Here is a 20,306-nt window from a genome sequence, read left to right on the forward strand (position 1 = left end):
GGGTCGGAGGAGCTGAAGAAGAAGTATCTGGGTGCGCTGGCCGCGGGACAGGGGAACTTCTCCTACTGCCTCTCAGAGCCCGATGCCGGCTCGGACGCCGCCAACCAGAAGACCCGCGCGGTCCGTGACGGCGACTTCTGGGTGCTCAATGGCGTGAAGCGCTGGATCACGAATGCGGGCGTCTCGGAGTACTACACGGTGCTGGCGGTGACCGACCCGGAGAAGCGGTCGAAGGGGATCTCGGCGTTCGTGGTGGAGAAGTCCGATGAGGGGGTTTCGTTCGGTGCGCCGGAGAAGAAGCTCGGTATCAAGGGCTCCCCGACGCGTGAGGTGTACTTCGACAACGTGCGGATCCCGGCCGACCGGTTGATCGGGGAGGAGGGCAAGGGGTTCACCTATGCGATGCAGACCCTGGACCACACCCGGATCACCATCGCCGCCCAGGCTGTCGGTGTCGCCCAGGGGGCGCTCGACTATGCGCTGGGGTACATCAAGGAGCGCAAGCAGTTCGGCAAGCCGATCGCGGAGTTCCAGGGTGTGGAGTTCATGGTCGCCGACATGGGCATGAAGATCGAGGCCGCCCGCCAGCTGACCTATGCCGCGGCGGGTCGTTCGGAGCGGGGTGACAAGGACCTGACGTTCTTCGGTGCGGCCGCGAAGGCGTTCGCCTCGGATGTGGCGATGCAGGTCACCACCGACGCCGTGCAGCTGCTCGGTGGCTATGGGTTCACCCGTGACTATCCGGTGGAGCGGATGATGCGTGATGCGAAGATCACCCAGATCTATGAGGGCACCAACCAGGTCCAGCGGATCGTGATGGCCCGCCAGCTCCTCGCCGGGATCCAGTCGGAGATCTGAGTCGGACGCGCGGCAGATTCCCGCCATGGCGGGAGTCTGCCGCGGGGCGGCGCTATCGTCTGAAGGCGTGCGCGACAACGGAATCCGGCTGCGCCCGTGGGCACCCGCTGACGCGGCGACACTGCTGGCTGCGTACGACGGTGCCGGGATGTCCACCGAGCGACTCAACGGTGTCGAAACCGTCGAGGACGCCGAGCGGACGATCGCCGAGTGGGCGGAGGATGCGGCGGCCGACCTGGCCTACACCTTCGCGGTCACCGACGGCACCGACGTCCTCGGCCAGATGCGCGTCACCACTCAGCTGCGCGTCCACCAGATCGGCTGGATCTCCTACTGGACCCTCGAGAAGCACCGCGGGCGAGGTGTCGGTAGCACCGGCCTGAAGCTGCTGGCGAGGTACTGCTTCGGCGAGCTCGACCTCTTCCGTCTCGAGACCGGTCACCGCCTCGACAACCCCGGATCCTGCCGAGTCGCCACCGCAGCGGGGTTCCTCGTCGACGGCCGCGAACGCCAGAAGCTGCTCTACGACGGCGTCCGCTACGACACCGAGACCCACGCCCGCCTCGCCACCGACCCCGACCCTGCCTGACGCCGAGACGGCACGTACGTCGGTCGAGGCGTCGCTCCGGTCGGCCGAGACGTCGCTTCGGCGAATCGAGAGGTCGCTCTGGTGGGCCGAGGCGTCGCTCCGGTCGGTTGAGACGTCACTCTGGCGAATCGAGGCGTCTCTTGGTGACATCTCGGCCGACGTACGTGGCGCTTCGGCCTGCGCGGGTGACGTCTCGATTGTCGGGGGTGACGGTTCGGCCGACGTAGGTGACGTCTCGGCCTGCGCGGGTGACTTCTCGGCCGACGTAGGTGACGTCTCGGCCTGCGCGGGTGACTTCTCGGCCGACCTACCTGACGCCTCGGCCGGTGGGGTGACGGCTCGGCTGGGGCGAGGGATTGGCGGGGTCAGTCTTGGATGCGGCCGCGGAGCTGTTTGGTCTGGCTTCGCTGGCGTTTGGCGTCGAGGCGGCGCTCCTTGGAGCCGCGGGTCGGCTTCGTCGGGCGTCGCGGAGGGGGTGGTGGGGCGAGGAGCTCGCGGATCCGGATCGCCAAGCGCTCGCGGGCGGCGATGCGGTTGCGGTGTTGGGAGCGCTGTTCGTGGGAGACCACGACGATCGGGCCCGCCGAGCGGGTGAGGACACGAGCGCGCTGTGACTCGTCGAGAGCTTCCGATGCCGACGGGTCCCAGGAGAGCTCGACGCGGGAGTCGGTGGTGTTGACCGACTGCCCGCCGGGGCCGGGGGAGCGGGAGAAGCGTTCGACCAGCTCGGTGTCGGGGATGACGAGGCCGTCGGGCAGCCCGGGGCCCGGGGGTACTCGAAGATCCTTCACCCGAGAAACCCTAGACCGACCCGGCGACGGGCCCGGTCGAGTCGCGCACCACCAGCTCGGCGGGGACCCGCTGCCGCCGGGCGCGCGAGCCGGGCTCCTTCAGTGCGAGCGTCAGCGCCCGGGCGCCCATCTCGGCCATCGGCAGGCGCACGGTGGTCAGCCCGGGGGAGAGGTCCTGGGCGACCGCGACGTCGTCGAACCCGCTGACCGAGACCTCGCCGGGGACCGAGACGCCCGAGCTGCGCAGCTGGGACAGGCAGCCGATGGCCATGTCGTCGTTGAGGGCGATGACGGCCGTCGTACGCGGGTGCTCGGCGAGCATCCGGCGGATGCACTCGCGCCCGCCCTCGCGGGTGAACGGCCCCTCGAGCACGGGTACGTCACCGGCGTCGAGCCCCGCCGCGAGCGCGTCGCGCACCCCCGCGAGACGGTCGGCGACCGTGGTCAGCTCGAGCGAGCCCGAGACGACCACGATGCGCCGGTGGCCGAGGCCGAGGATGTGCTCGGCGACCGCGCGGCCGCCGGGACGGTTGTCGGGGAGCACGCTGTCGACCCCGAGGTGGTGCCGGCCGACGACGGCGACGCGCCCGCCCGCCTCCGCGTAGCGCTGCACCTCGAGCCGCATCGGCGCCTCCACCGAGGCGTCCACGAAGCCCGACCCCGCGATCAGGATCGCGCCGACGCGGTTGGCCACCAGGCTGCGTACCTGCTCCACCTCGGCCTCGGGATCGCGGCCGGTGTGGCAGATCTGGACGGTGCGGCCGTGCTCGGCGGCGAGGCTGAGCACGCCGCTGGCGATCTCGGAGAAGTAGGGGTCGCCGATCTCGTGTACGACGAGCCCGATGGTCGCGGTGGATCCGCTGGCCAGCGAGCGGGCGTGGAGATTGGCGACGTAGCCGAGCTCGCGTGCCGCCTGGCGGACCTTCTCGGCCACCGAGTCGCTGACGCCCGGGGTTCCGGAGAGCGCGCGGGAGGCCGTCGCGATCGAGACGCCGGACGCATGAGCGACGTCGATCAGGCGGGGGGAGCGGTTGGTTCGGACCATCGATGCCCCTTGTCATCAGGATTGTGACCCTTGCCACAGTAAGCGAGAGTCGGTAACGTCATCGTAAACGCTTACGTAAGCGCTTTCGTAGAGGAGAACCGCAGATGCCCTTCACGAAGACCCCCACCGCGAGCAAGCGGTCCCGAGCAGCCCTGGCCACCTCAGCGGCGCTGGCGCTCGCCTCCACCCTCGCCGCCTGTGGCGCCGCCGCGGAAGGGGGCGGCGACGACGAGATCGTGATCGGCATCTCGCTGCCCCTCACCGGTGACTTCAGCGAGCCCGGTAAGGGAATCCAGCGCGGTTACGAGGCCTGGGCCGAGTACGTCAACGCCAACGGCGGCCTGCTCGGCCGCGACGTACGCCTGGAGATGCTGGACGACCAGTCCAGCGCCGAGCGTGTCGCCGCCGACTACGAGAAGCTGATCAACCAGGAGCAGGTCGACCTGGTCGTCGGGCCGTTCTCGACCCGCCTGGTGATCCCGGCGGCCCAGGTCGCCCAGGACTACGGCTACCTCTTCGTCGAGCCCGCCGGCGCGGCACCCGAGGTCTTCGAGGAGGGCTTCGAGAACCTCTTCTACGCCGCCCCCGCCGTGGCGAACGACCACTACAAGCTTCTCGCCGAGCACATCCTGGCGATGCCCGAGAGCCAGCGGCCCAAGACCGCGGCGTACGCCTCGATGGACGACCCGTTCGCCCAGGGCACCGCCTACGGGCTCAAGGACGCGCTCGAGGAGGGCGGCGTGAAGACCGTCGTGGACGAGGTCTACCCGCCCAACACCACCGACTTCAGCAGCATCGCGGCCAAGATCGCCGACAGCAAGGCCGACATCGTCGTCGGCGGCAGCCAGTACCAGGACGGCGTCAACCTGATCGTCGCGCTGCAGCAGCTCAGCTACCAGCCGAAGCTGGCCGCCTTCTCGACCGCGCCGACCGAGACCGAGTTCGCGGAGGCGATCGGCGACAAGACCCAGGGCATCATCGCGCCGACCGGCTACACCACGAAGGCGGACTACCCCGAGAACCAGGAGTTCGTGAAGTTCTACGAGGAGAAGCACGGCGAGGCGCCCGGTGAGGACGAGGCCAACGCCTGGACCACCGGTCAGGTGGTCGCCGCCGCGGTCGAGGCCGTCGAGTGCGCCGAGCCCGACCCGGACTGCCAGGCCGAGCTGATCGACTGGCTGCGCGAGAACGAGGTCGACACCGTCGTCGGGCCGCTGAGCTGGGACGCCCAGGGTCGCCCGCAGAGCGCCCACATGATCCAGCAGTGGGTCGACGGCGAGATCAAGATCGTCCTGCCCGAGGACCAGTCCGAGGCCGAGTTCGTCTACCCGAAGCCGGCGTGGTGAGCCCATGTCGTCAGCTCTTCTCCTGCAGAGCCTGATCCTGGGGCTGCTGCTCGGAGGTCTCTACGCCCTGCTCGCCGCCGGCCTGACGCTCTACTTCGGGGTCATGCGGGTCGTGATGATCGCCCACTCCGCGTTCCTGATCCTGGCGGCATACCTGGCATGGTTCTTCACCACGCAGACCGGGCTCGACCCGCTGCTCTCGCTGATCATCACCGTGCCGCTCTTCTTCGCGGCCGGCTACGGGATGCAGCGGGCGCTGCTCTCCCGGCTGCGGCCGGCGACGCTGACCATGATGTCGGTGCTGCTGACCTTCGCGATCGCGCTGGTCATCGAGGGCGGCCTGGGCTATCTCTTCTCCGGCACCCAGCGGCGGATCCAACTCGGCTACTCGAGCGCGAGCCTGGAGCTGTGGGGAGCGCGGATCGCGGTGGTCAAGCTGGTCGCCTTCGGACTGGCCGCGGTCTCGCTCCTGGCCCTCTACCTCCTGCTCAAGAAGACCCGGTTCGGTCAGGCGCTGCGGGCCACCATCCAGCACCGTGAGGCCGCTCAGCTGCTCGGCATCGACACCGACCGGATCGCCGGCTTCGGCTTCGGGCTCGGCCTGGCGACCGCCGCGGTCGGCGGCACCGCGCTCGCGCTCGACGCCACCATCTACCCCTCGCTGCACTGGCACTGGATCGGGCCGCTGATGGCGATCATCGTGATCGGCGGTCTCGGCAGCATCCCCGGCGCCGCGATCGCGGCGATGCTGCTCGGGGTCACCCAGGCCCTGCTGCAGATCCCGATGGGCACCACCTGGGCGCAGACGGTCTTCTACCTCGCCCTCTTCGCCACCCTCATGTTCCGCCCCCAGGGTTTCTTCGGAGGTCGCCTTGCTCAGCGCTTCTAGACACAGACAGAGCCGTACGTCCTCAGCCCGCTCCGTCCTGGTGATCAAGCTCGTCGTGGCGGCCGTCGTGCTCGCCCTCGTGCTCGCGTTCCCGGCGCTCGCACCCGACCCGTTCGTCCTCTCGGTGGGCGTGGTGATCGCCAGCTATGCCGCCCTTGCGGTGGCGTGGAACTTCGTCGGCGGGCTGACCGGCTACATCTCGCTGGGCCATGCCGCCTACTCCGGCCTGGGCGGCTACGGCACCGCGCTGCTCGTCACCGAGGCCGGGGTGAACCCGTGGCTCTCGATGGTGGTCGCGGCCGTGCTCGTCGGCGTGGCCGCGGTGCCGATCGGGATCGCGTCGCTGCGGGTCCGCGGCGCCTCGTTCGTGATCGTCTCGATCGCGCTGGTGCTCATCCTGCTGCTGGTCGCGCAGAGCTGGGCGGGCGTCACCGGTGGGTCCAACGGGCTGCGGGTGCCGCGGCCGTTCGGCACCGACGTACTCCGGCCCGAGCAGCACGAGCGGTTCTTCTACCTGTTCGTCGGACTGACGCTGGTCGCGCTCGCGCTGTGGTGGGTGATCGACCGCTCCCGCCTCGGCACCGGGCTCAAGGCGATCCGCGAGGACGAGGACAAGGCGCAGGCGCTGGGCGTGCCGACGTTCACCTACAAGCTGGTCGTCTTCGTCGTCTCGGCGTTCTTCACCGCGATGGCGGGCGGGATGTACGCCCTCTGGTTCGGGTCGCTCGACCCGATCTTCCAGTTCTCCATCCTGACCGGCTCCTATCTGGTGCTGATGTCGCTGCTCGGCGGCGTACGCAGCCTGCTCGGTCCGGTCGTCGGCGCGGTGATCGTGGGCTACGCGGTCGAGTTCTTCAAGAACCAGTACGGCGACACCCAGCTGCACCTGGTCGCACTCGGCCTGCTGCTCGCCCTGGTCGTGCTCTTCATGCCCGACGGGGTCATCCCGTGGCTGACCTCGCAGCTCGACCGGTTCCGTCCGAGCAGCACCTCGATCCGCGAGGTCGATGCCGCCCAGCTGGCCGAGGAGCGCAAGGCGCTCGAGGAGGCGAAGTCATGAGCTCGACGCCGATCAAGCACAGTCTGGAGACCGAGAAGCTGACCAAGTCCTTCGGCGGCGTCCGCGCCGTGGACGAGGCGACGGTCAGCTTCCAGGAGGGCAGGATCAACGCCCTGATCGGCCCGAACGGGTCGGGCAAGACCACCTTCTTCAACTGCGTGACCGGGATGATCCGGCCCGACTCGGGGACGGTGACCTACCGCGGCCGCGACGTGACCGGCCACGCACCCCACCGGATCGCTCGCGCCGGGCTGGGTCGCAGCTTCCAGCTGTGCCGGATCTTCCCGCGGATGACGGTCCTCGACAACGTGCTCGCCGGGGTGCGCTCGGCGGGCGTGGTCCACCGCCTCCGCGGGGCGCACAACCCCGACGACATCGCCCGCGCCCGCGAGCTGCTGGCGCGGGTCGGCATCGAGCACCTCGAGCGCAGCGAGGCCCGCGACATCTCCTACGGGCAGCAGAAGCTGCTCGAGCTGGCCGGGGTGCTGATGGCCGAGCCCGACACGATCATGCTCGACGAGCCCGCCGGGGGAGTGAACCCGGCACTCATCGGCAGGATCGCCACGCTCGTGCGCGAGCTCAACGCCGAGGGCCGCACCTTCATCATCGTCGAGCACAACATGGAACTGGTGATGAGCCTCTCCCACCACGTCGTGGTCTTCGACCGCGGCCGCCCGATCGCCTCCGGTGCGCCGGCGGACATGCAGAACGACCCGCGAGTCCTGGAGGCCTACCTTGGTGTCTGAACCTCTTCTCGAGCTGCGCGACATCGAGGCCGGCTACGGCCGTGCGGCGCTCGTGCTGCGTGGCCTCACCGTCACCGTCCCCGCAGGTCAGATCGTCTGTCTGGTCGGTCCCAACGGGGCCGGCAAGTCCACCGTGCTCAAGGTCGCCAGCGGCATGCTCACCCCGCGCTCGGGGACCATCACCGTCGACGGCGTCGACGTCACCCGCAACGGGCCGCAGCAGATGCTCCGGGCCGGCATGGCCCACGTGCTCCAGGGCCACTCGGTCTTCAAGGAGATGACCGTCGCGGAGAACGTCGGACTCGGTGCCTACACCGTCCGCGACCAGGCGGCCGTGGCCGAGCGGACCGACTTCGTGAAGACCCTCTTCCCGGTCGTCGCCGAGCGGTGGCACACCCTCGCCGGCGCGCTCTCGGGCGGTCAGCAGAAGCAGGTCGAGTTCGCCCGCTCGCTGATGGTGAGCCCGAAGGTGGTGCTGCTCGACGAGCCCAGCATGGGCCTGGACCCGAAGACCACCGCGACCGTGTTCGAGCAGGTCGTACGCATGCGGGACGCCGGTCTGGCGGTCCTGCTCGTCGAGCAGAACGCCCGGCGGGCCCTGGAGTCGGCGGACCTGGGCTGCGTACTCGATCTGGGGAAGGTGCACATCGCCGGGCCGGCCGCCGACCTGCTCGCCGATCCGCGGATGGCGGAGCTCTATCTCGGGGGAGCCGCGTCCCGACTGGAGGAAGGGAAAGCACGATGAGAAGGAAGCTGAACCGAATGATCGCCCTCGCGGTGATCCTGGCCGCTCCGCTCGCCGGAGGATCCGTGGCCCAGGCCCACACGCCCGAAGGACCCGGGCTGACCGTGGTCAAGCCCCGGGCGAGCCTGGCCGACTGGGATCCGCTGACCGACGAGAAGTGGGCCTTCGAGGACGGTCAGGTGATCCTGACCGAGCCGGGGACGCCGCAGCCGGGCCCACGACGACCTTTCGAGTACGCCATCGTCACGCAGGGCCCCGAGCTCGGCTCGCTCACCTACCGGGCCGAGGTGCGCATCGACGAGGCCGTCGAGGTCACCAACCGCGACGTGATCCTGGTGTGGAACTACCAGTCTCCGACGCGCTTCTACTACGCCCATCTCTCGACCGACAACACCATCTACCCCCACAACGGGATCTTCGTGGTCAACGACGCCGACCGGCTGCGTATCGACGACCAGTGGAACGGCACGGTCGGCGCGGAGCCGTCGATCACCGATGCGGCGTGGCACGACGTACGCCTCGACTACAACGCCCGCACGGGCGCGATCGCGGTCTACCTCGACGGCTCCGACGAGCCCCGGATGACCGCCACCGACACCACCTTCGCCGGAGGCCGGGTCGGCTTCGGTTCCTTCGACAACTTCGGGCGCATCCGTGACGTGACCGTCGCGGGCGTACGTCATCGCTGAACCTTCGGTAAGGAGAGAACAACCCATGGAAACCTCACGTCTATGGGGCGGCCTCGCGGTGGGCGCCATGCTCGCCGCGCTACTCACCCCCACGCTTCCTGCGAACGCCGCCATCCCCGGCAGCGAGCCCGTTCCCGACCCCATCCCCGAACAGCCCGTACGCAGCAGCCTCGGCCTCGTGCTCGAGGAGGTCACCCAGCTTCCGAAGACGGAGCCCTACCCCGCGCCCACCGACCAGCGCCTCGTACGTCACAACCGCATCAACTTCATCGGCGAGGTCCCCGACGGCTCGGGCCGGATGTACGTCCCGGACCTGAACGGGCCGATGTACCTGCTCGACCACGGGCAGCAGCACGAGTACCTGAACCTCCGCGACCACTTCGTCGACTTCTGGTCGGGTGCCGGGCTCGGCAGCGGCGCCGGGTTCATCACGTTCCACCCCGAGTTCGAGAAGAACGGGCTCTTCTACACCACCCACACCGAGCGTTTCGACGGCTTCGCGAAGACCCCGACGTTCCCGTCCCAGACGAACCCGGGCTCCGGACGCACCGTCAGCGTCGTCACCGAGTGGCACGCCACCGACCCGAGCGCCGACACCTTCGAGGGCACCAGCCGGGAGGTGATGCGGATCGACTTCGCCGGCCAGATCCACGCGATCCAGCAGATCGACTTCAACCCCACCGCCGACCCCGGTGACGAGGACTACGGGCTGCTCTACATCGCCTCCGGCGACGGCGGCAACGGGGTGAAGAGCGACGACCCGCAGAACCTGGGCAACCCCTTCGGCAAGATCCTGCGGATCGATCCGCTCGCCCGCGACGGGCGCAACGGGGCGTACGGCGTCCCGGACAGCAACCCGTTCGTCGACCGGGAGGGCGCGATCGGCGAGATCTGGGCGTACGGCATGCGTGACCCGCACCGGTTCTCCTGGGACGTCGAGACGGGTCGGCTGCTGCTCGGCCACATCGGCCAGCACGCGATCGAGGCCGTCTACGACGTGAGGGCCGGGGACAACCTCGGCTGGAGCGAGATCGAGGGCCGGCTGCTCTACGACAACACCGACGAGTGCGCCCTCTACACGGTGCCCGACGACTACGACATGTCCGGCTACACGCTCCCGGTCGCGTCCTTCGACCACGACCCGCCGGCCAACTACTCCTGCAGCTCCGACAGCGGTCACGCCATCAGCGGCGGCGTCGTCTACCGCGGCCGGTTCGACGACCTTCGCGGGAAGTACGTCTTCGGCGACCTGGTCAACGGCGAGGTCTACTGGACCGATGCCCGGCAGATGCGCCGGGGGAGCAGCACCGAGGCGACCCTGCACCAGATGCAGCTCTTCGACACCTCGGGCAAGCGGCTCTCGATGCAGGACTTCGTCGACGACCCGCGCGTCGACCTGCGCTTCGGCACCGACTCGCGGCGCAACCTCTACCTGCTGGCCAAGGCCAACGGAAAGATCTGGAAGGTCGTGAACACCGTGCAGCGGCCCTGGCCGAGCGAGGTCGTGCCGTCGCTGCGCGAGGACCTGGTCAGCTACTACGACTTCGAGCACCCCTTCGCCCCGGGCGCGCGCGAGGAGGACCAGGGCTTCTCGCGGACGCTGCTCAACCAGGTCAACGGCGGCAACGCGATGCAGGTCACCGACTCGGCCTACCCGGCCAGCGACAACGCCCTGCAGACCAAGCAGGTCTCGCCGGAGGTGAATGGAAACGACGACTGGAAGGCGGGGACGTGGAACCAGAACGGCGTCGCGTCGCTGGCGCCGTTCGCGGGAGCCGAGCAGATCACCGTGGCCGGCTGGTTCAAGGTCGACATGGACGGGCCCGCGCTCAACTCGGTGACCGCCGACCCGACCGACCGGTTCAACGCCATCGGGCTGGCCGGAGTGCTCTCCGGCAACTCCGACGGCCATGGCGTACGTGCCCTGCTCGAGCTCATCAACGTCGACGGCACGCTGCGGCTGGTCGCGCTCGGACGGCGGCTCGACGAGGGTGCCTCGCAGACCTTCGCCGCCTCGGCGGACTGGCAGAGCCTGCTGCCGCGCGGACAGTGGGTCCACCTGGCGGCGACCTTCGACTACACCACCGGGAAGATGGCGCTCTACCGCAACGGCAAGGCCGTCGAGGGGTTCTACACCTCCGCGGGTGACCCGTGGCAGGTCGACGGCAGCGGCACTTCCGACACCCTGCCGCGGGGCATCAAGGTCGGCGGCTCCTTCCCGCAAGACACCGTCGAGCGGAACCCCTGCGACTGCCGGATGGACTCGCTGATGTTCCTCGACCGGGCGATCACCCCGGACGAGGCGCGGGCCCAGTATCAGCGGTTCGTCACCGCCCGCTGACGCGGGTGGGGTCCACGGTTCCGGTTCAGTGGAGGACCGGGCCGTGGACCTCGCTGCGGAGCCGGGCCATGGTGGCGTCGAGGTCGGCTGCGGTGCGGGCCGCGGCGCCGAGCTCGTCGCGCAGCGTGGAGGGGACCGTGCCGTCGTACTTGTAGTAGATCGAGTGCTCGACGCTGGCCCAGAAGTCCATCGCGATCGTGCGGATCTGCAGCTCGACCGGGACGTCGACCGCGCGGTCGGAGAGGTAGACCGGCACCTTGATGATCAGGTGGAGGCTGCGGTAGCCGTTGGCCTTGGGCTCGGCGATGTAGTCCTCGACCTCGACCACGTCGACGTCGGACTGGCTGCCGAGCATCTCCATGATCCAGTAGACGTCGGAGACGAACGGGCACACCACCCGGATCCCGGCGATGTCGCGGATCTGCTGCTCGAGCGCCTCGAGGGTGAGCGGGCAGCCGATCTTGCGCGCCTTGGCGAGCAGGCTCTCGGGTGACTTGAGCCGGGTGCGTACGTGCTCGATCGGGCTGTGGTCGTGGGTGTGCTCGAACTCCTCGCGCAGGATCGCGATCTTGGTCGACACCTCGTCGATCGCGAACTTGTAGCGCATCCGGAACCTCGCCAGCTCGCGCGTCATCACGTCGCCGCTCGCCTCGACGAGATCGATCAACCCGTTGATCGGGTTGTCGTCGACTGTTGTCATCGTCCCCTCCTGACAGAGCCATCTTTGCAGGCCGCGACAAGACGATGGTGCGGTGCCCGACACGCGATCGGCACGCGGCCGATACACCATCGGGACGCGACCGGGGCGAGCGGCCCGGGGTCACCAGGTCTTCCGTCCCTCTTCTGGACACCGAGGTACTCGCGGGTCACCTGCGCCAGATACAGTGACACCCCTCGGGGGATAAATACCCCTCGGGGGATATGAGGTCTGTTCGGGCTGTTCTAACAGAAGGGCACTTCCCCCACATGCGCACTCTGCTGCTCGTCTCCGCGTTCAACGGCCTGACCCAGAGGGTCTGGTGCGATCTGAAAGAGGCCGGCCACGAGGTCGGCGTCCTGCTGGCGCCGGTCCACGACGACTCCTCCCTGGTGGAAGCCGTCGAGGCGATCGATCCCGAGCTGATCCTGTGCCCGTTCCTCAAGCACCGGGTGCCGGAGGCGGTCTGGGGCCGCTACCGCACGGTCGTGATCCACCCGGGTCCGGTCGGCGACCGAGGGCCGTCCTCGCTCGACCACGCCACCCTCGACGGGCGCGAGCGCTGGGGCGTGACCGCGCTGTCGGCCGTCGAGGAGATGGACGCCGGCCCGGTCTGGGCGACGAAGACCTTCGCGATGCCCGAGGTCCCGATCGCGAAGAGCGCGCTCTACAACGGCCCGGTGGCCGACGCGGCGATGGACTGCGTCGCGGAGGTCCTCCGGATGGTCGAGGCGGGCGAGGCGCCGAAGCCTGCCGAGGAGTGGCCCGCCGAGGTCGAGGACACCGGCGAGCTGCCGCTGCTGCGCCGGACGGCCTTCGAGATCGACTGGTCCGCGCCGGCCACCGAGATCGCCCGGAGGATCGCGGCGGCCGACGGGGCGCCGGGTGCGCCGGCGACCGTCGGGGGTGCGACGTACTGCCTCTTCGACGCGGCCACGACTCCCGAGAACCATGGCGACGCCGAGCCGGGCACGGTGGTCGGTGTCGACACCGACGCGGTCGCGATCGCCACCGGCGACGGCACCCTGTGGGTCGGCTACGCCGCCACGCTCGAGAAGAAGCGCGGCCCCAAGCTGCCGGCCGCCTGGGTGCTCGACACCCGCCACGCGCCGTACCTGCGGGTGCCCGAGGCGCTGGCCGAGACGACCTACGAGCGCGACGGCGACGTCGGCTACCTCACGCTCCGCTCCTACAGCGGCGCGATGCACACCCAGCAGTGCCGGCGGATGACCGACGCGGTCCGCAAGGCGCTCATCGAGGACACCACGGTCCTGGTCGTACGCGGCACCGAGCACGCCTTCTCCAACGGCATCCACCTCGGCGTGATCGAGGCGGCGCAGGATCCGGTGGCCGAGGCCTGGGACAACATCCGCGCCATCGACGAGCTCTGTGTGGCGATCGCCGAGGCCGAGCAGCTGACCATCGCTGCGTTCACCGCCAACGCCGGTGCCGGGGGCGTGATGGCCGGCCTCTGCGCGGACGTCACGGTCGCTCGCGAGGGTGTCGTGCTCAATCCCTACTACGACATGGGCATCTTCGGCTCCGAGCTGCACACCTGGGGCCTGCCGAGCCGGGTCGGCACCGACAAGGCCGAGGAGCTGCTCGGCGCGAAGCTGCCGATCTCGGCGGCCGAGGCGGCCCGCATCGACATGGTCGGCGAGCTCGGCCCGCGCGACGCGGCCGAGTTCGACGGCTGGCTGCGCGACCTGGCGCAGCGCTACGCCGAGCCCGAGGCGTACGCCTCGGCCCTCGCGGCCCGCGAGTCACGGCGTGCCGGCGCGATGCCGATGTCCTACTACCAGAGCATCGAGCTGGCCGAGATGGCCCGCGACATCTTCGACGACCGCCATGGGTTCGCGGAGAAGCGGAAGGCATTCGTCACCAAGGCGGCTCCGACCGAGACGCCGGCGAAGATCCGGTTCTGACCGGGCGACGTGGGCGGTTGACAAACTAGAACGTGTTCCACCAATCTTGAGGCGTGTGATCTGACTCACACGCCTCAAGGAGGAGCACGTGACCCAGGCGCCCCCGCCGCCCGAGATGACCTTCCAGAAGTCGGGCCGCGACCCCGCGGCGATCGGCGCGAGGCTGTCGGCGTGGCTGGCCACGGCCCTGCCGCCGGGAGCCGAGCCCGAGGTCGCCATCCTCGGCGGCATCGACGCCAACGGGATGTCGAGCGAGACCGTGCTGCTCGACGTCACCTCGACGGTCGACGGATGGAGGCAGACCAAGGCGTACGTCCTGCGGGTGGCTCCCCGCCCGGAGGACATCCCGGTCTTCGCGGCCTACGACCTGCAGGCGCAGTACGACGCGATGCGGCTGGCCGGCTCGCTGTCCTCCGTGCCGGTGCCGGAGGTCGGCCTCGCCGAGATGAGCGGCTGCGTCCTGGGCACGCCGTTCTTCCTGATGGAGCGGGTCGACGGGCTCGTCCCGCCGGACGTGATGCCCTACAACTTCGGTGACAGCTGGCTCTTCGACGCCGCGCCCGCGGACCGGGCGGCGCTGCAGAAGCGCTCGGTCGAGGTGCTCGCCGGTCTCCATGGCATCCCCGACGCCGCCTCGCGCTTCGCTTTCCTCGACCCTGTCGTGGCTGGTCATTCCGGCGAGACGCTGGTCGCTCGCAACCTGGCCAAGACCCGGGCCTGGTACGCGTTCGCCTCCTCCGCCGAGGAGTGGGGCGGCCGCTCGCCGCTGGTCGAGCGAGGCCTGGCCTGGCTCGAGGCCAATCTCCCCGACGACGACGGTGAGCCCGTCCTGTGCTGGGGCGACGCCCGGATCGGCAACATCATCTACCGAGACTTCGCACCGGTCGCCGTCCTCGACTGGGAGATGGTCACCCTCGGGCCCCGCGAGATGGACGTGACCTGGATGATCTTCGCCCACCGCATCTTCGAGGACCTGGCCGCGATGCTGGATCTGCCGGGGATGCCGGACTTCCTCAGCGCGTCCGAGGTCCGGGAGGCGTACGCCGCGGCGAGCGGTGTCGAGCTCGGTGACCTGACCTGGCACGAGGTGCATGCGGCGGTCATGTGGGGCGTCATCTACCTGCGGATCGCCGCCCGGCAGATCCACTTCGGCGAGATCGAGGCGCCCGAGGACCCGGAGTCGACGCTCTACCACCGGGCGATGTTCGAGGCGATGCTCGACGAGGTCGGCGCATGAGGGTTCCGGGGGCTCACGGGGAGTACGTCGGTGTCGGCCCGCTCGACGAGTACCCGATCCATCAGCTCCCGCGCCCGGTGGCCTGGGCGGGTAGCAGCGACCGCAGCTTCTACGACCGCTGCTACCTCAACGCCCACGACCGCACCGGCGACCTCTTCCTCATCACCGGGATGGGGTTCTATCCCAACCTCGGCACCAAGGACGCGTACGTCCTGCTGCGCCGCGGCGACGAGCAGACCGCCGTGCACCTGGGCGACGGCGCCGACCCGCGGGGCGGTGACCGGCTGGGGCAGCAGGTGGGGGCGTACCGGATCGAGGTCGTCGAGCCGCTGCGGAAGCTGCGGCTGGTGATGGAGGAGACCCACGGGATCGCGCTGGACCTTCGCTGGGAGGGCTCGTTCGAGGTCGTCCAGGAGCAGCCGCACGTGATGCGTCAGGGGGCGGCGACCGTGCTCGACGCGCAGCGGTTCGCGCAGGTCGGGACCTGGGAGGGGGTGATCGAGGTCGACGGCGAGACGATCGCCGTCGACCACGATCGCTGGGTCGGCACCCGGGACCGGTCGTGGGGGATCCGCCCGTCGGGCGAGGCGGTGCCGGCGGGCAAGCCGGCCGACCCGGCGTTCGAGGGGATGTGGTGGCTCTATCTGCCGCTGCGGTTCGAGGAGTTCGCCGTCGTGCTGATCATCCAGGAGACGCCCGACGGCTATCGCACCCTCAACGACTGCACCCGCACCTTCGCCGACGGTCGGGTCGAGCAGCTCGGCTGGCCGCACGTCCGGATCCGCTACCGGGACGGGACGCGGCTCCCGGAGGGCGCGACGATCACCTGCACGACGCCGGCCGGCGAGCAGCTGGTGCTCGAGGTCTCCTCGCTGCTGGGCGTACCGATCCATGTCGGCGGCGGCTACGGCGGCGACTCCGACTGGGCGCACGGGGTCTGGAAGGGTGCCGGATTCACCGAGCGGCGCAGCTATGACATGAAGGCGCCCGAGGTCGTCGGCCGGGTGCCGTTCGGCGTGATCGACCACGTCGGTCGCGCGGTCGCCCATGGTCCCGGGGTCGGGGCTGACGGCGCCGAGGGCTGGGGCCTCTTCGAGCACGGCGTGCTCGGCCGCCACGACCCCTCGGGCTTCACCGACTGGCTCGACCGCGTCTGACCCCGTCGAGGCGTCACCCCCGTCGGCCGAGTTGGCAGTCCGCTGCCCACTCGGCCGACGCGCGTGACGCCTCGGCCTGCGTACGTGACGCCTCGGCCGGTCTCAGGATCCGAACAGGCATTTATGGCTAAACTCTAGTGACTTACTCTGATTTGGACGGACCAACCAGAGGAGAGCCATGATCCGCCCCACCCCACCGCGCCTGACCGCCATCGCCGCCGTGCTCACGTCCCTGCTTCTCGGACTGACGGCGTGCGGCGGCGCCGATGCCTCCAGTGCCTCCAAGCTCGCCGCCGACGCGGCGCTCCCCGACCAGGTCCCGCAGGGGACCGTGCTGCGCCTCGGGCTCCCGCCCGTCGAGGTCGCGCTGAAGACGTCCGGCCTCATCGACGAGGTCAAGGGCTACGAGATCGAGTGGGCCAACATCTCCGGTGGTCCGAAGAGCCTCGAGGCGTTCCGTGCCGACGCCCTGGACGCCAGCTATGTCGCCGACATCCCGCCGCTCTTCGCGACCTGGACCGACACCCCGGTGAAGATCGTCGCGGTCACCGAGAACCCGGACCCGCTCGCCAACCCGATCTACGAGCTCGGCATCGCGCCGAAGTCGAAGGTCAAGACGCTCCAGGACCTCAAGGGCAAGAAGATCGCCTACTCGCCCGGCCAGGCCCAGGGTGCGCTGATCCTCAAGACCCTCAAGGCCGCCGGACTCACCCAGAAGGACGTCGAGCTCGTCGAGATCCAGAGCGTCGACGACACCTACTCGAACGCGCTGGCCTCCAACCAGGTCGACGTCGCTCCGCTGGGTGGGCCGCAGCTGACCTCCTATCTGGCCAAGTACGGCCGTGACGGCGGGACCTCGATCCGCACCGGCATCCGCGACGACGCGACCCTCATCTACGGGCCCGAGAAGACCTTCGAGGACGCCGGCAAGGCGGCCGCGTTCAAGGACTTCCTCGAGCTGTGGGTCAAGGCCCAGAAGTGGATCGACGAGCACCCGGACGAGTGGGTCAAGGCCTACTACGTCGACCACGAGGGGCTGACCTTCGAGGACGGCAAGAAGGTATTCGAGACCTCGGGCCAGCAGATCATCCCGGAGAACTGGGACGGCTTCATCAAGCGCCAGCAGGAGACCGCGGACATCCTCGCGAAGGAGCAGGACCACCCGGAGCTGGACGTCACCGAGCTCTATGACCGCCGCTACGAGAAGGTCATCGCCGCGGCAGTGAAGGACGGTCAGTGATGGCGACCACCGCACTCGAGGCGCCGATCGTCGGCGTCGTCTCCGAGAAGACCGTCGACGAGAGGGTCGTACGCCGCCGCCTCGGGCCCGGCCCGAGGGTCCCCGGCACGCTGTGGATCGGACCGATCCTGCTCCTGGGTCTGTGGATCGTCGCCTCGGCGACGGGCGTGCTGGACCCTCGGACCCTGTCCGAGCCGTGGGTCGTGGTCGAGACCGCTCAGAGCCTGATCGCCGACGGTCGCCTTCCCGAGGCCCTGGCGACCTCCGCCTACCGTGCCTCGCTCGGGCTGCTGATCGGCGTCGGTGTCGGACTGGTGCTGGCGCTGATCTCCGGGCTCAGCCGGGTCGGTGAGGCGCTGATCGACGGTCCGGTGCAGGTGAAGCGGGCCATCCCGAGCCTGGCGCTGATGCCGCTGCTGATCCTGTGGCTGGGGATCGGGGAGCCGATGAAGGTGATCACGATCGCCCTCGGCGTACTCATCCCGATCTACATCCACACCCACAACGGGCTGCGCGGCATCGACAGCCGCTACGCGGAGCTGGCCGAGACGGTCAGCCTGAGCCGCGGCGCGTTCGTCCGGCACGTGGTGCTGCCGGGCGCGACGCCGGGGTTCCTGCTCGGGCTGCGGTTCGCGGTGCTCAACGCGCTGCTGTCCCTGGTGGTCGTCGAGCAGGTCAACGCGACCAGCGGCATCGGCCACATGATCACCCTCGCGTCCAGCTACGGCCAGACCGAGATCATCGTCGTCGGCCTGGTCGTCTACGCCCTGCTGGGCCTGGTCGCCGACGGCATCGTCCGCATCATCGAGAGGAAGGCACTGGCATGGCGACGCACGCTGGAGAGTCACTGAAGGAGCCGGCCGTACGCGTCGAGGGGCTGCACCGCAGCTTCTCCGAGGCCGGGGGCGTGCTGAACGGGCTCGACCTCACCATCGACTCCGGTGAGTTCGTGGCGCTGATCGGGCGCTCCGGTTCCGGGAAGTCGACGCTGCTGCGGGCCCTGGCCGGCCTTGACCGCTCGGTGGCGGGATCGGGTGTCGTGGACGTACCCGAGCGGGTCTCGGTGGTCTTCCAGGACTCTCGCCTGCTGCCGTGGCGGCGGGTGCTGGACAACGTGGTCCTGGGGCTCTCGGGTCCGGATCCGCGGGCTCGTGGTCTCGAGGCGCTCTCCGAGGTCGGGCTCGAGGGCCGCGACAAGGCCTGGCCGCACGAGCTCTCGGGCGGCGAGCAGCAGCGCGCGGCGCTGGCGCGGTCGCTGGTCCGCGATCCCCAACTGCTGCTGGCCGACGAGCCGTTCGGCGCCCTGGACGCGCTGACCAGGATCAAGATGCACAAGCTGCTGAAGAAGCTGTACGCCGCACACAACCCCGCCATCCTGCTGGTCACCCACGACGTCGACGAGGCGATCGCCCTCGCCGACCGGGTGATCGTGCTGGTCGACGGTGTCGTCGGCTCGGACATCCGCATCGACCTGGGCGCGAAGCGGAGTCCTGGCGACCCGCGGTTCGCGTCGCTGCGGGCCCAGCTGCTGGCCGAGCTCGGCGTCGTCGAGTCGGTCGAGGAGGAGGTGGCCTGATGGGCGCTCGACAGCTCCACTTCAACCTCTTCCTGCTCGACACCGGTCACCACGAGGCGTCGTGGCGGCTGCCCGGGTCGGACCCGCACGCCAACCTCTCGCTCGCGGCGCACCAGCACCTGGCCCGGGTGGCGGAGGAGGCCAAGTTCGACTCGCTCTTCCTGGCCGACTCGCCGGCCCTGTTCGGGTCGCCGGAGCGCCGCCCGTCGGGCCGGATCGAGCCGACCGTGCTGCTGTCCGCCCTGGCGGTCTCCACGCAGCACATCGGGCTGATCGCGACGGCCTCGACGTCGTACAACGAGCCGTTCAACCTCGCCCGGCGGCTGGCGTCGGTCGACCACATCTCGGGTGGGCGGGCCGGGTGGAACATCGTGACCACCGCGGGAGACGCCGCGGCCCGCAACTTCGGCCTGGAGGGGCAGCCGCTGCACAAGACCCGTTACGAGCGGGCCTCGGAGTTCCTGGACGTGGCCACCCGGCTGTGGGACAGCTGGGCCGACGACGCGATCGTGGCCGACAAGGACACCGGGGTGCACGCGGTCGGGGACCGGATCCGGCCGATCTCCCACGTCGGGCCGCACTTCTCGGTCGAAGGTCCGCTCAACCTGCCGCGGTCGCCCCAGGGTCACCCGCTGCTCGTCCAAGCGGGCTCCTCGGACGACGGCAAGGAGTTCGCGGCCCGCTGGGCCGAGGCGATCTTCACCGCCCAGCCGACCCTCGCCGAGAGCCAGGCGTTCTACGCCGACATCAAGCGGCGCGTCGTCGCGGCCGGGCGCAACCCCGACCATGTGCTGGTGCTGCCCGGGATCGTCCCGGTGCTGGGTGACACCGAGGCCGAGGCGCGCGAGCTGGAGGCGGAGCTGGACCGGCTGATCGCACCGGAGTACGCCGTGGCGCAGCTCGCCCAGCTCCTGCAGGTGGACCCCGCGCGGCTCCAGCTCGACGAGCAGCTGCCCGCCGACATCGCGACCGAGGACGAGATCGAGGGTGCCAAGAGCCGCTACACGCTGGTGGTCGACTGGGCCCGGCGCGACCGGCTCACCGTGCGGGAGCTGATCGGCAGGCTCGGCGGTGGTCGCGGCCACCGCACCTTCACCGGCACGGCCGTCCAGGTCGCCGACACCATCCAGCACTACTTCGAGAACGGCGCCGCCGACGGGTTCAACATCATGCCCGCCGTGCTGCCCTCGGGTCTCGAGGCCTTCACCTCGTCCGTCGTGCCGATCCTGCAGGAGCGCGGGCTCTTCCGCACCGAGTACACCGGGGTCACCCTCCGCGATCACTACGGGCTGCCGCGTCCGGCGAACCGGCTCGACCCCGAGGCTGCGGAGGTCGCCTCCTGAAGACCGCCGAGTCGGCTCGTCCTGACCGAAAA

19 protein-coding genes are annotated in these 20,306 nt (G+C 69.8%); 16 read left to right on the forward strand and 3 right to left on the reverse strand.

Annotation, left to right across the window (positions count from 1 at the left end; genetic code table 11):
• Together UG56_RS26515 and UG56_RS26520 are read left to right on the forward strand one after the other, a co-directional pair.
• Positions 1–858: acyl-CoA dehydrogenase family protein (locus UG56_RS26515; RefSeq protein WP_071327354.1), on the forward strand; the 858-nt coding region annotated here is incomplete at its 5' end.
• 67 nt (positions 859–925) lie between these two features.
• Positions 926–1,447 (forward strand): GNAT family N-acetyltransferase, encoded by a 522-nt coding sequence (locus tag UG56_RS26520; RefSeq protein WP_218145296.1) that lies wholly within the window; start codon positions 926–928, stop codon positions 1,445–1,447.
• Positions 1,448–1,812: 365 nt separating this feature from the next.
• Here UG56_RS26520 and arfB read toward each other — a convergent pair whose 3' ends face one another.
• Positions 1,813–2,238, reverse strand: coding sequence for an alternative ribosome rescue aminoacyl-tRNA hydrolase ArfB (arfB, locus tag UG56_RS26525; RefSeq protein ID WP_045547353.1), 426 nt, complete (start codon positions 2,236–2,238; stop codon positions 1,813–1,815).
• Between the two features lie 10 nt (positions 2,239–2,248).
• A complete protein-coding gene (locus tag UG56_RS26530) occupies positions 2,249–3,283 on the reverse strand; it encodes a LacI family DNA-binding transcriptional regulator (protein ID WP_071327355.1) in 1,035 nt (344 codons plus the stop codon).
• 104 nt (positions 3,284–3,387) lie between these two features.
• Here UG56_RS26530 and UG56_RS26535 point away from each other — a divergent pair, with 104 nt between their 5' ends.
• The 7 genes from UG56_RS26535 to UG56_RS26565 are packed head-to-tail and all read left to right on the forward strand — an operon-like array spanning position 3,388 to position 11,099.
• The gene (locus tag UG56_RS26535; protein WP_045547604.1) at positions 3,388–4,629 is read left to right on the forward strand and encodes an amino acid ABC transporter substrate-binding protein; all 1,242 of its coding nucleotides are present in this window, start codon (positions 3,388–3,390) and stop codon (positions 4,627–4,629) included.
• A gap of 4 nt (positions 4,630–4,633) precedes the next feature.
• A complete protein-coding gene (locus UG56_RS26540) occupies positions 4,634–5,518 on the forward strand; it encodes a branched-chain amino acid ABC transporter permease (RefSeq protein WP_045547605.1) in 885 nt (294 codons plus the stop codon).
• A gap of 40 nt (positions 5,519–5,558) precedes the next feature.
• On the forward strand, positions 5,559–6,578 hold the full coding sequence (locus UG56_RS26545; RefSeq protein ID WP_045547606.1) for a branched-chain amino acid ABC transporter permease: 1,020 nt from the start codon (positions 5,559–5,561) through the stop codon (positions 6,576–6,578).
• On the forward strand, positions 6,575–7,324 hold the full coding sequence (locus UG56_RS26550; RefSeq protein WP_045547607.1) for an ABC transporter ATP-binding protein: 750 nt from the start codon (positions 6,575–6,577) through the stop codon (positions 7,322–7,324). The genes UG56_RS26545 and UG56_RS26550 overlap by 4 nt, the downstream gene beginning before the upstream one ends.
• Positions 7,317–8,069 (forward strand): ABC transporter ATP-binding protein, encoded by a 753-nt coding sequence (locus UG56_RS26555; protein ID WP_143055211.1) that lies wholly within the window; start codon positions 7,317–7,319, stop codon positions 8,067–8,069. Before UG56_RS26550 ends, UG56_RS26555 begins: the two co-directional genes overlap by 8 nt.
• Positions 8,066–8,758, forward strand: coding sequence for a hypothetical protein (locus UG56_RS26560; protein ID WP_045547609.1), 693 nt, complete (start codon positions 8,066–8,068; stop codon positions 8,756–8,758). The genes UG56_RS26555 and UG56_RS26560 overlap by 4 nt, the downstream gene beginning before the upstream one ends.
• Before the next feature lie 25 nt (positions 8,759–8,783).
• Complete coding sequence (locus UG56_RS26565; protein WP_045547610.1) at positions 8,784–11,099, forward strand: PQQ-dependent sugar dehydrogenase; 2,316 nt, start codon at positions 8,784–8,786, stop codon at positions 11,097–11,099.
• Between the two features lie 25 nt (positions 11,100–11,124).
• On the opposite strand, the gene UG56_RS26570 is transcribed toward UG56_RS26565, so the two are convergent.
• Positions 11,125–11,799 carry a GTP pyrophosphokinase gene (locus UG56_RS26570; protein ID WP_045547611.1) on the reverse strand — a complete coding sequence of 225 codons (675 nt, stop codon included), beginning with the start codon at positions 11,797–11,799 and terminating at the stop codon, positions 11,125–11,127.
• Positions 11,800–12,065: 266 nt separating this feature from the next.
• Between UG56_RS26570 and UG56_RS26575 the strand changes: the two genes are divergently transcribed.
• From UG56_RS26575 to UG56_RS26605, 7 genes are all read left to right on the forward strand, one after another.
• Positions 12,066–13,721 carry an enoyl-CoA hydratase-related protein gene (locus UG56_RS26575; RefSeq protein ID WP_045547612.1) on the forward strand — a complete coding sequence of 552 codons (1,656 nt, stop codon included), beginning with the start codon at positions 12,066–12,068 and terminating at the stop codon, positions 13,719–13,721.
• 88 nt (positions 13,722–13,809) lie between these two features.
• Positions 13,810–14,958 (forward strand): phosphotransferase family protein, encoded by a 1,149-nt coding sequence (locus UG56_RS26580; protein ID WP_143055212.1) that lies wholly within the window; start codon positions 13,810–13,812, stop codon positions 14,956–14,958.
• Positions 14,955–16,115: a hypothetical protein gene (locus UG56_RS26585; RefSeq protein WP_045547613.1), complete on the forward strand. Its 1,161-nt coding sequence runs from the start codon at positions 14,955–14,957 to the stop codon at positions 16,113–16,115. The genes UG56_RS26580 and UG56_RS26585 overlap by 4 nt, the downstream gene beginning before the upstream one ends.
• A 178-nt stretch (positions 16,116–16,293) precedes the next feature.
• Entirely contained in the window at positions 16,294–17,355 is a 1,062-nt protein-coding gene (locus UG56_RS26590; protein WP_045547614.1) for an ABC transporter substrate-binding protein, read from the forward strand.
• Positions 17,355–18,206, forward strand: a complete 852-nt coding sequence (locus UG56_RS26595; protein ID WP_045547615.1) for an ABC transporter permease — start codon at positions 17,355–17,357, stop codon at positions 18,204–18,206. Before UG56_RS26590 ends, UG56_RS26595 begins: the two co-directional genes overlap by 1 nt.
• Complete coding sequence (locus UG56_RS26600) at positions 18,179–18,931, forward strand: ABC transporter ATP-binding protein (RefSeq protein WP_045547616.1); 753 nt, start codon at positions 18,179–18,181, stop codon at positions 18,929–18,931. The genes UG56_RS26595 and UG56_RS26600 overlap by 28 nt, the downstream gene beginning before the upstream one ends.
• On the forward strand, positions 18,931–20,274 hold the full coding sequence (locus UG56_RS26605; RefSeq protein ID WP_045547617.1) for an LLM class flavin-dependent oxidoreductase: 1,344 nt from the start codon (positions 18,931–18,933) through the stop codon (positions 20,272–20,274). The genes UG56_RS26600 and UG56_RS26605 overlap by 1 nt, the downstream gene beginning before the upstream one ends.
• Positions 20,275–20,306: the final 32 nt, after the last annotated feature.

The sequence above is a fragment of the Nocardioides luteus genome (assembly GCF_000960475.2).
GTDB classification, from domain to species: Bacteria; Actinomycetota; Actinomycetes; order Propionibacteriales; family Nocardioidaceae; genus Nocardioides; species Nocardioides luteus_A.

What these genes read in the sequence shown, in the direction of transcription:
- UG56_RS26575 (WP_045547612.1), top strand. Translation starts at nt 12,066, where the DNA reads ATGCGCACTCTGCTGCTCGTCTCCGCGTTCAACGGCCTGACCCAGAGG.
- UG56_RS26605 (WP_045547617.1), top strand. Translation starts at nt 18,931, where the DNA reads ATGGGCGCTCGACAGCTCCACTTCAACCTCTTCCTGCTCGACACCGGT.
- UG56_RS26585 (WP_045547613.1), top strand. Translation starts at nt 14,955, where the DNA reads ATGAGGGTTCCGGGGGCTCACGGGGAGTACGTCGGTGTCGGCCCGCTC.
- UG56_RS26560 (WP_045547609.1), top strand. Translation starts at nt 8,066, where the DNA reads ATGAGAAGGAAGCTGAACCGAATGATCGCCCTCGCGGTGATCCTGGCC.
- UG56_RS26535 (WP_045547604.1), top strand. Translation starts at nt 3,388, where the DNA reads ATGCCCTTCACGAAGACCCCCACCGCGAGCAAGCGGTCCCGAGCAGCC.
- UG56_RS26565 (WP_045547610.1), top strand. Translation starts at nt 8,784, where the DNA reads ATGGAAACCTCACGTCTATGGGGCGGCCTCGCGGTGGGCGCCATGCTC.
- UG56_RS26540 (WP_045547605.1), top strand. Translation starts at nt 4,634, where the DNA reads ATGTCGTCAGCTCTTCTCCTGCAGAGCCTGATCCTGGGGCTGCTGCTC.
- UG56_RS26595 (WP_045547615.1), top strand. Translation starts at nt 17,355, where the DNA reads ATGGCGACCACCGCACTCGAGGCGCCGATCGTCGGCGTCGTCTCCGAG.
- UG56_RS26550 (WP_045547607.1), top strand. Translation starts at nt 6,575, where the DNA reads ATGAGCTCGACGCCGATCAAGCACAGTCTGGAGACCGAGAAGCTGACC.
- UG56_RS26600 (WP_045547616.1), top strand. Translation starts at nt 18,179, where the DNA reads ATGGCGACGCACGCTGGAGAGTCACTGAAGGAGCCGGCCGTACGCGTC.
- UG56_RS26530 (WP_071327355.1), bottom strand. Translation starts at nt 3,283, where the DNA reads ATGGTCCGAACCAACCGCTCCCCCCGCCTGATCGACGTCGCTCATGCG.
- UG56_RS26590 (WP_045547614.1), top strand. Translation starts at nt 16,294, where the DNA reads ATGATCCGCCCCACCCCACCGCGCCTGACCGCCATCGCCGCCGTGCTC.
- UG56_RS26570 (WP_045547611.1), bottom strand. Translation starts at nt 11,799, where the DNA reads ATGACAACAGTCGACGACAACCCGATCAACGGGTTGATCGATCTCGTC.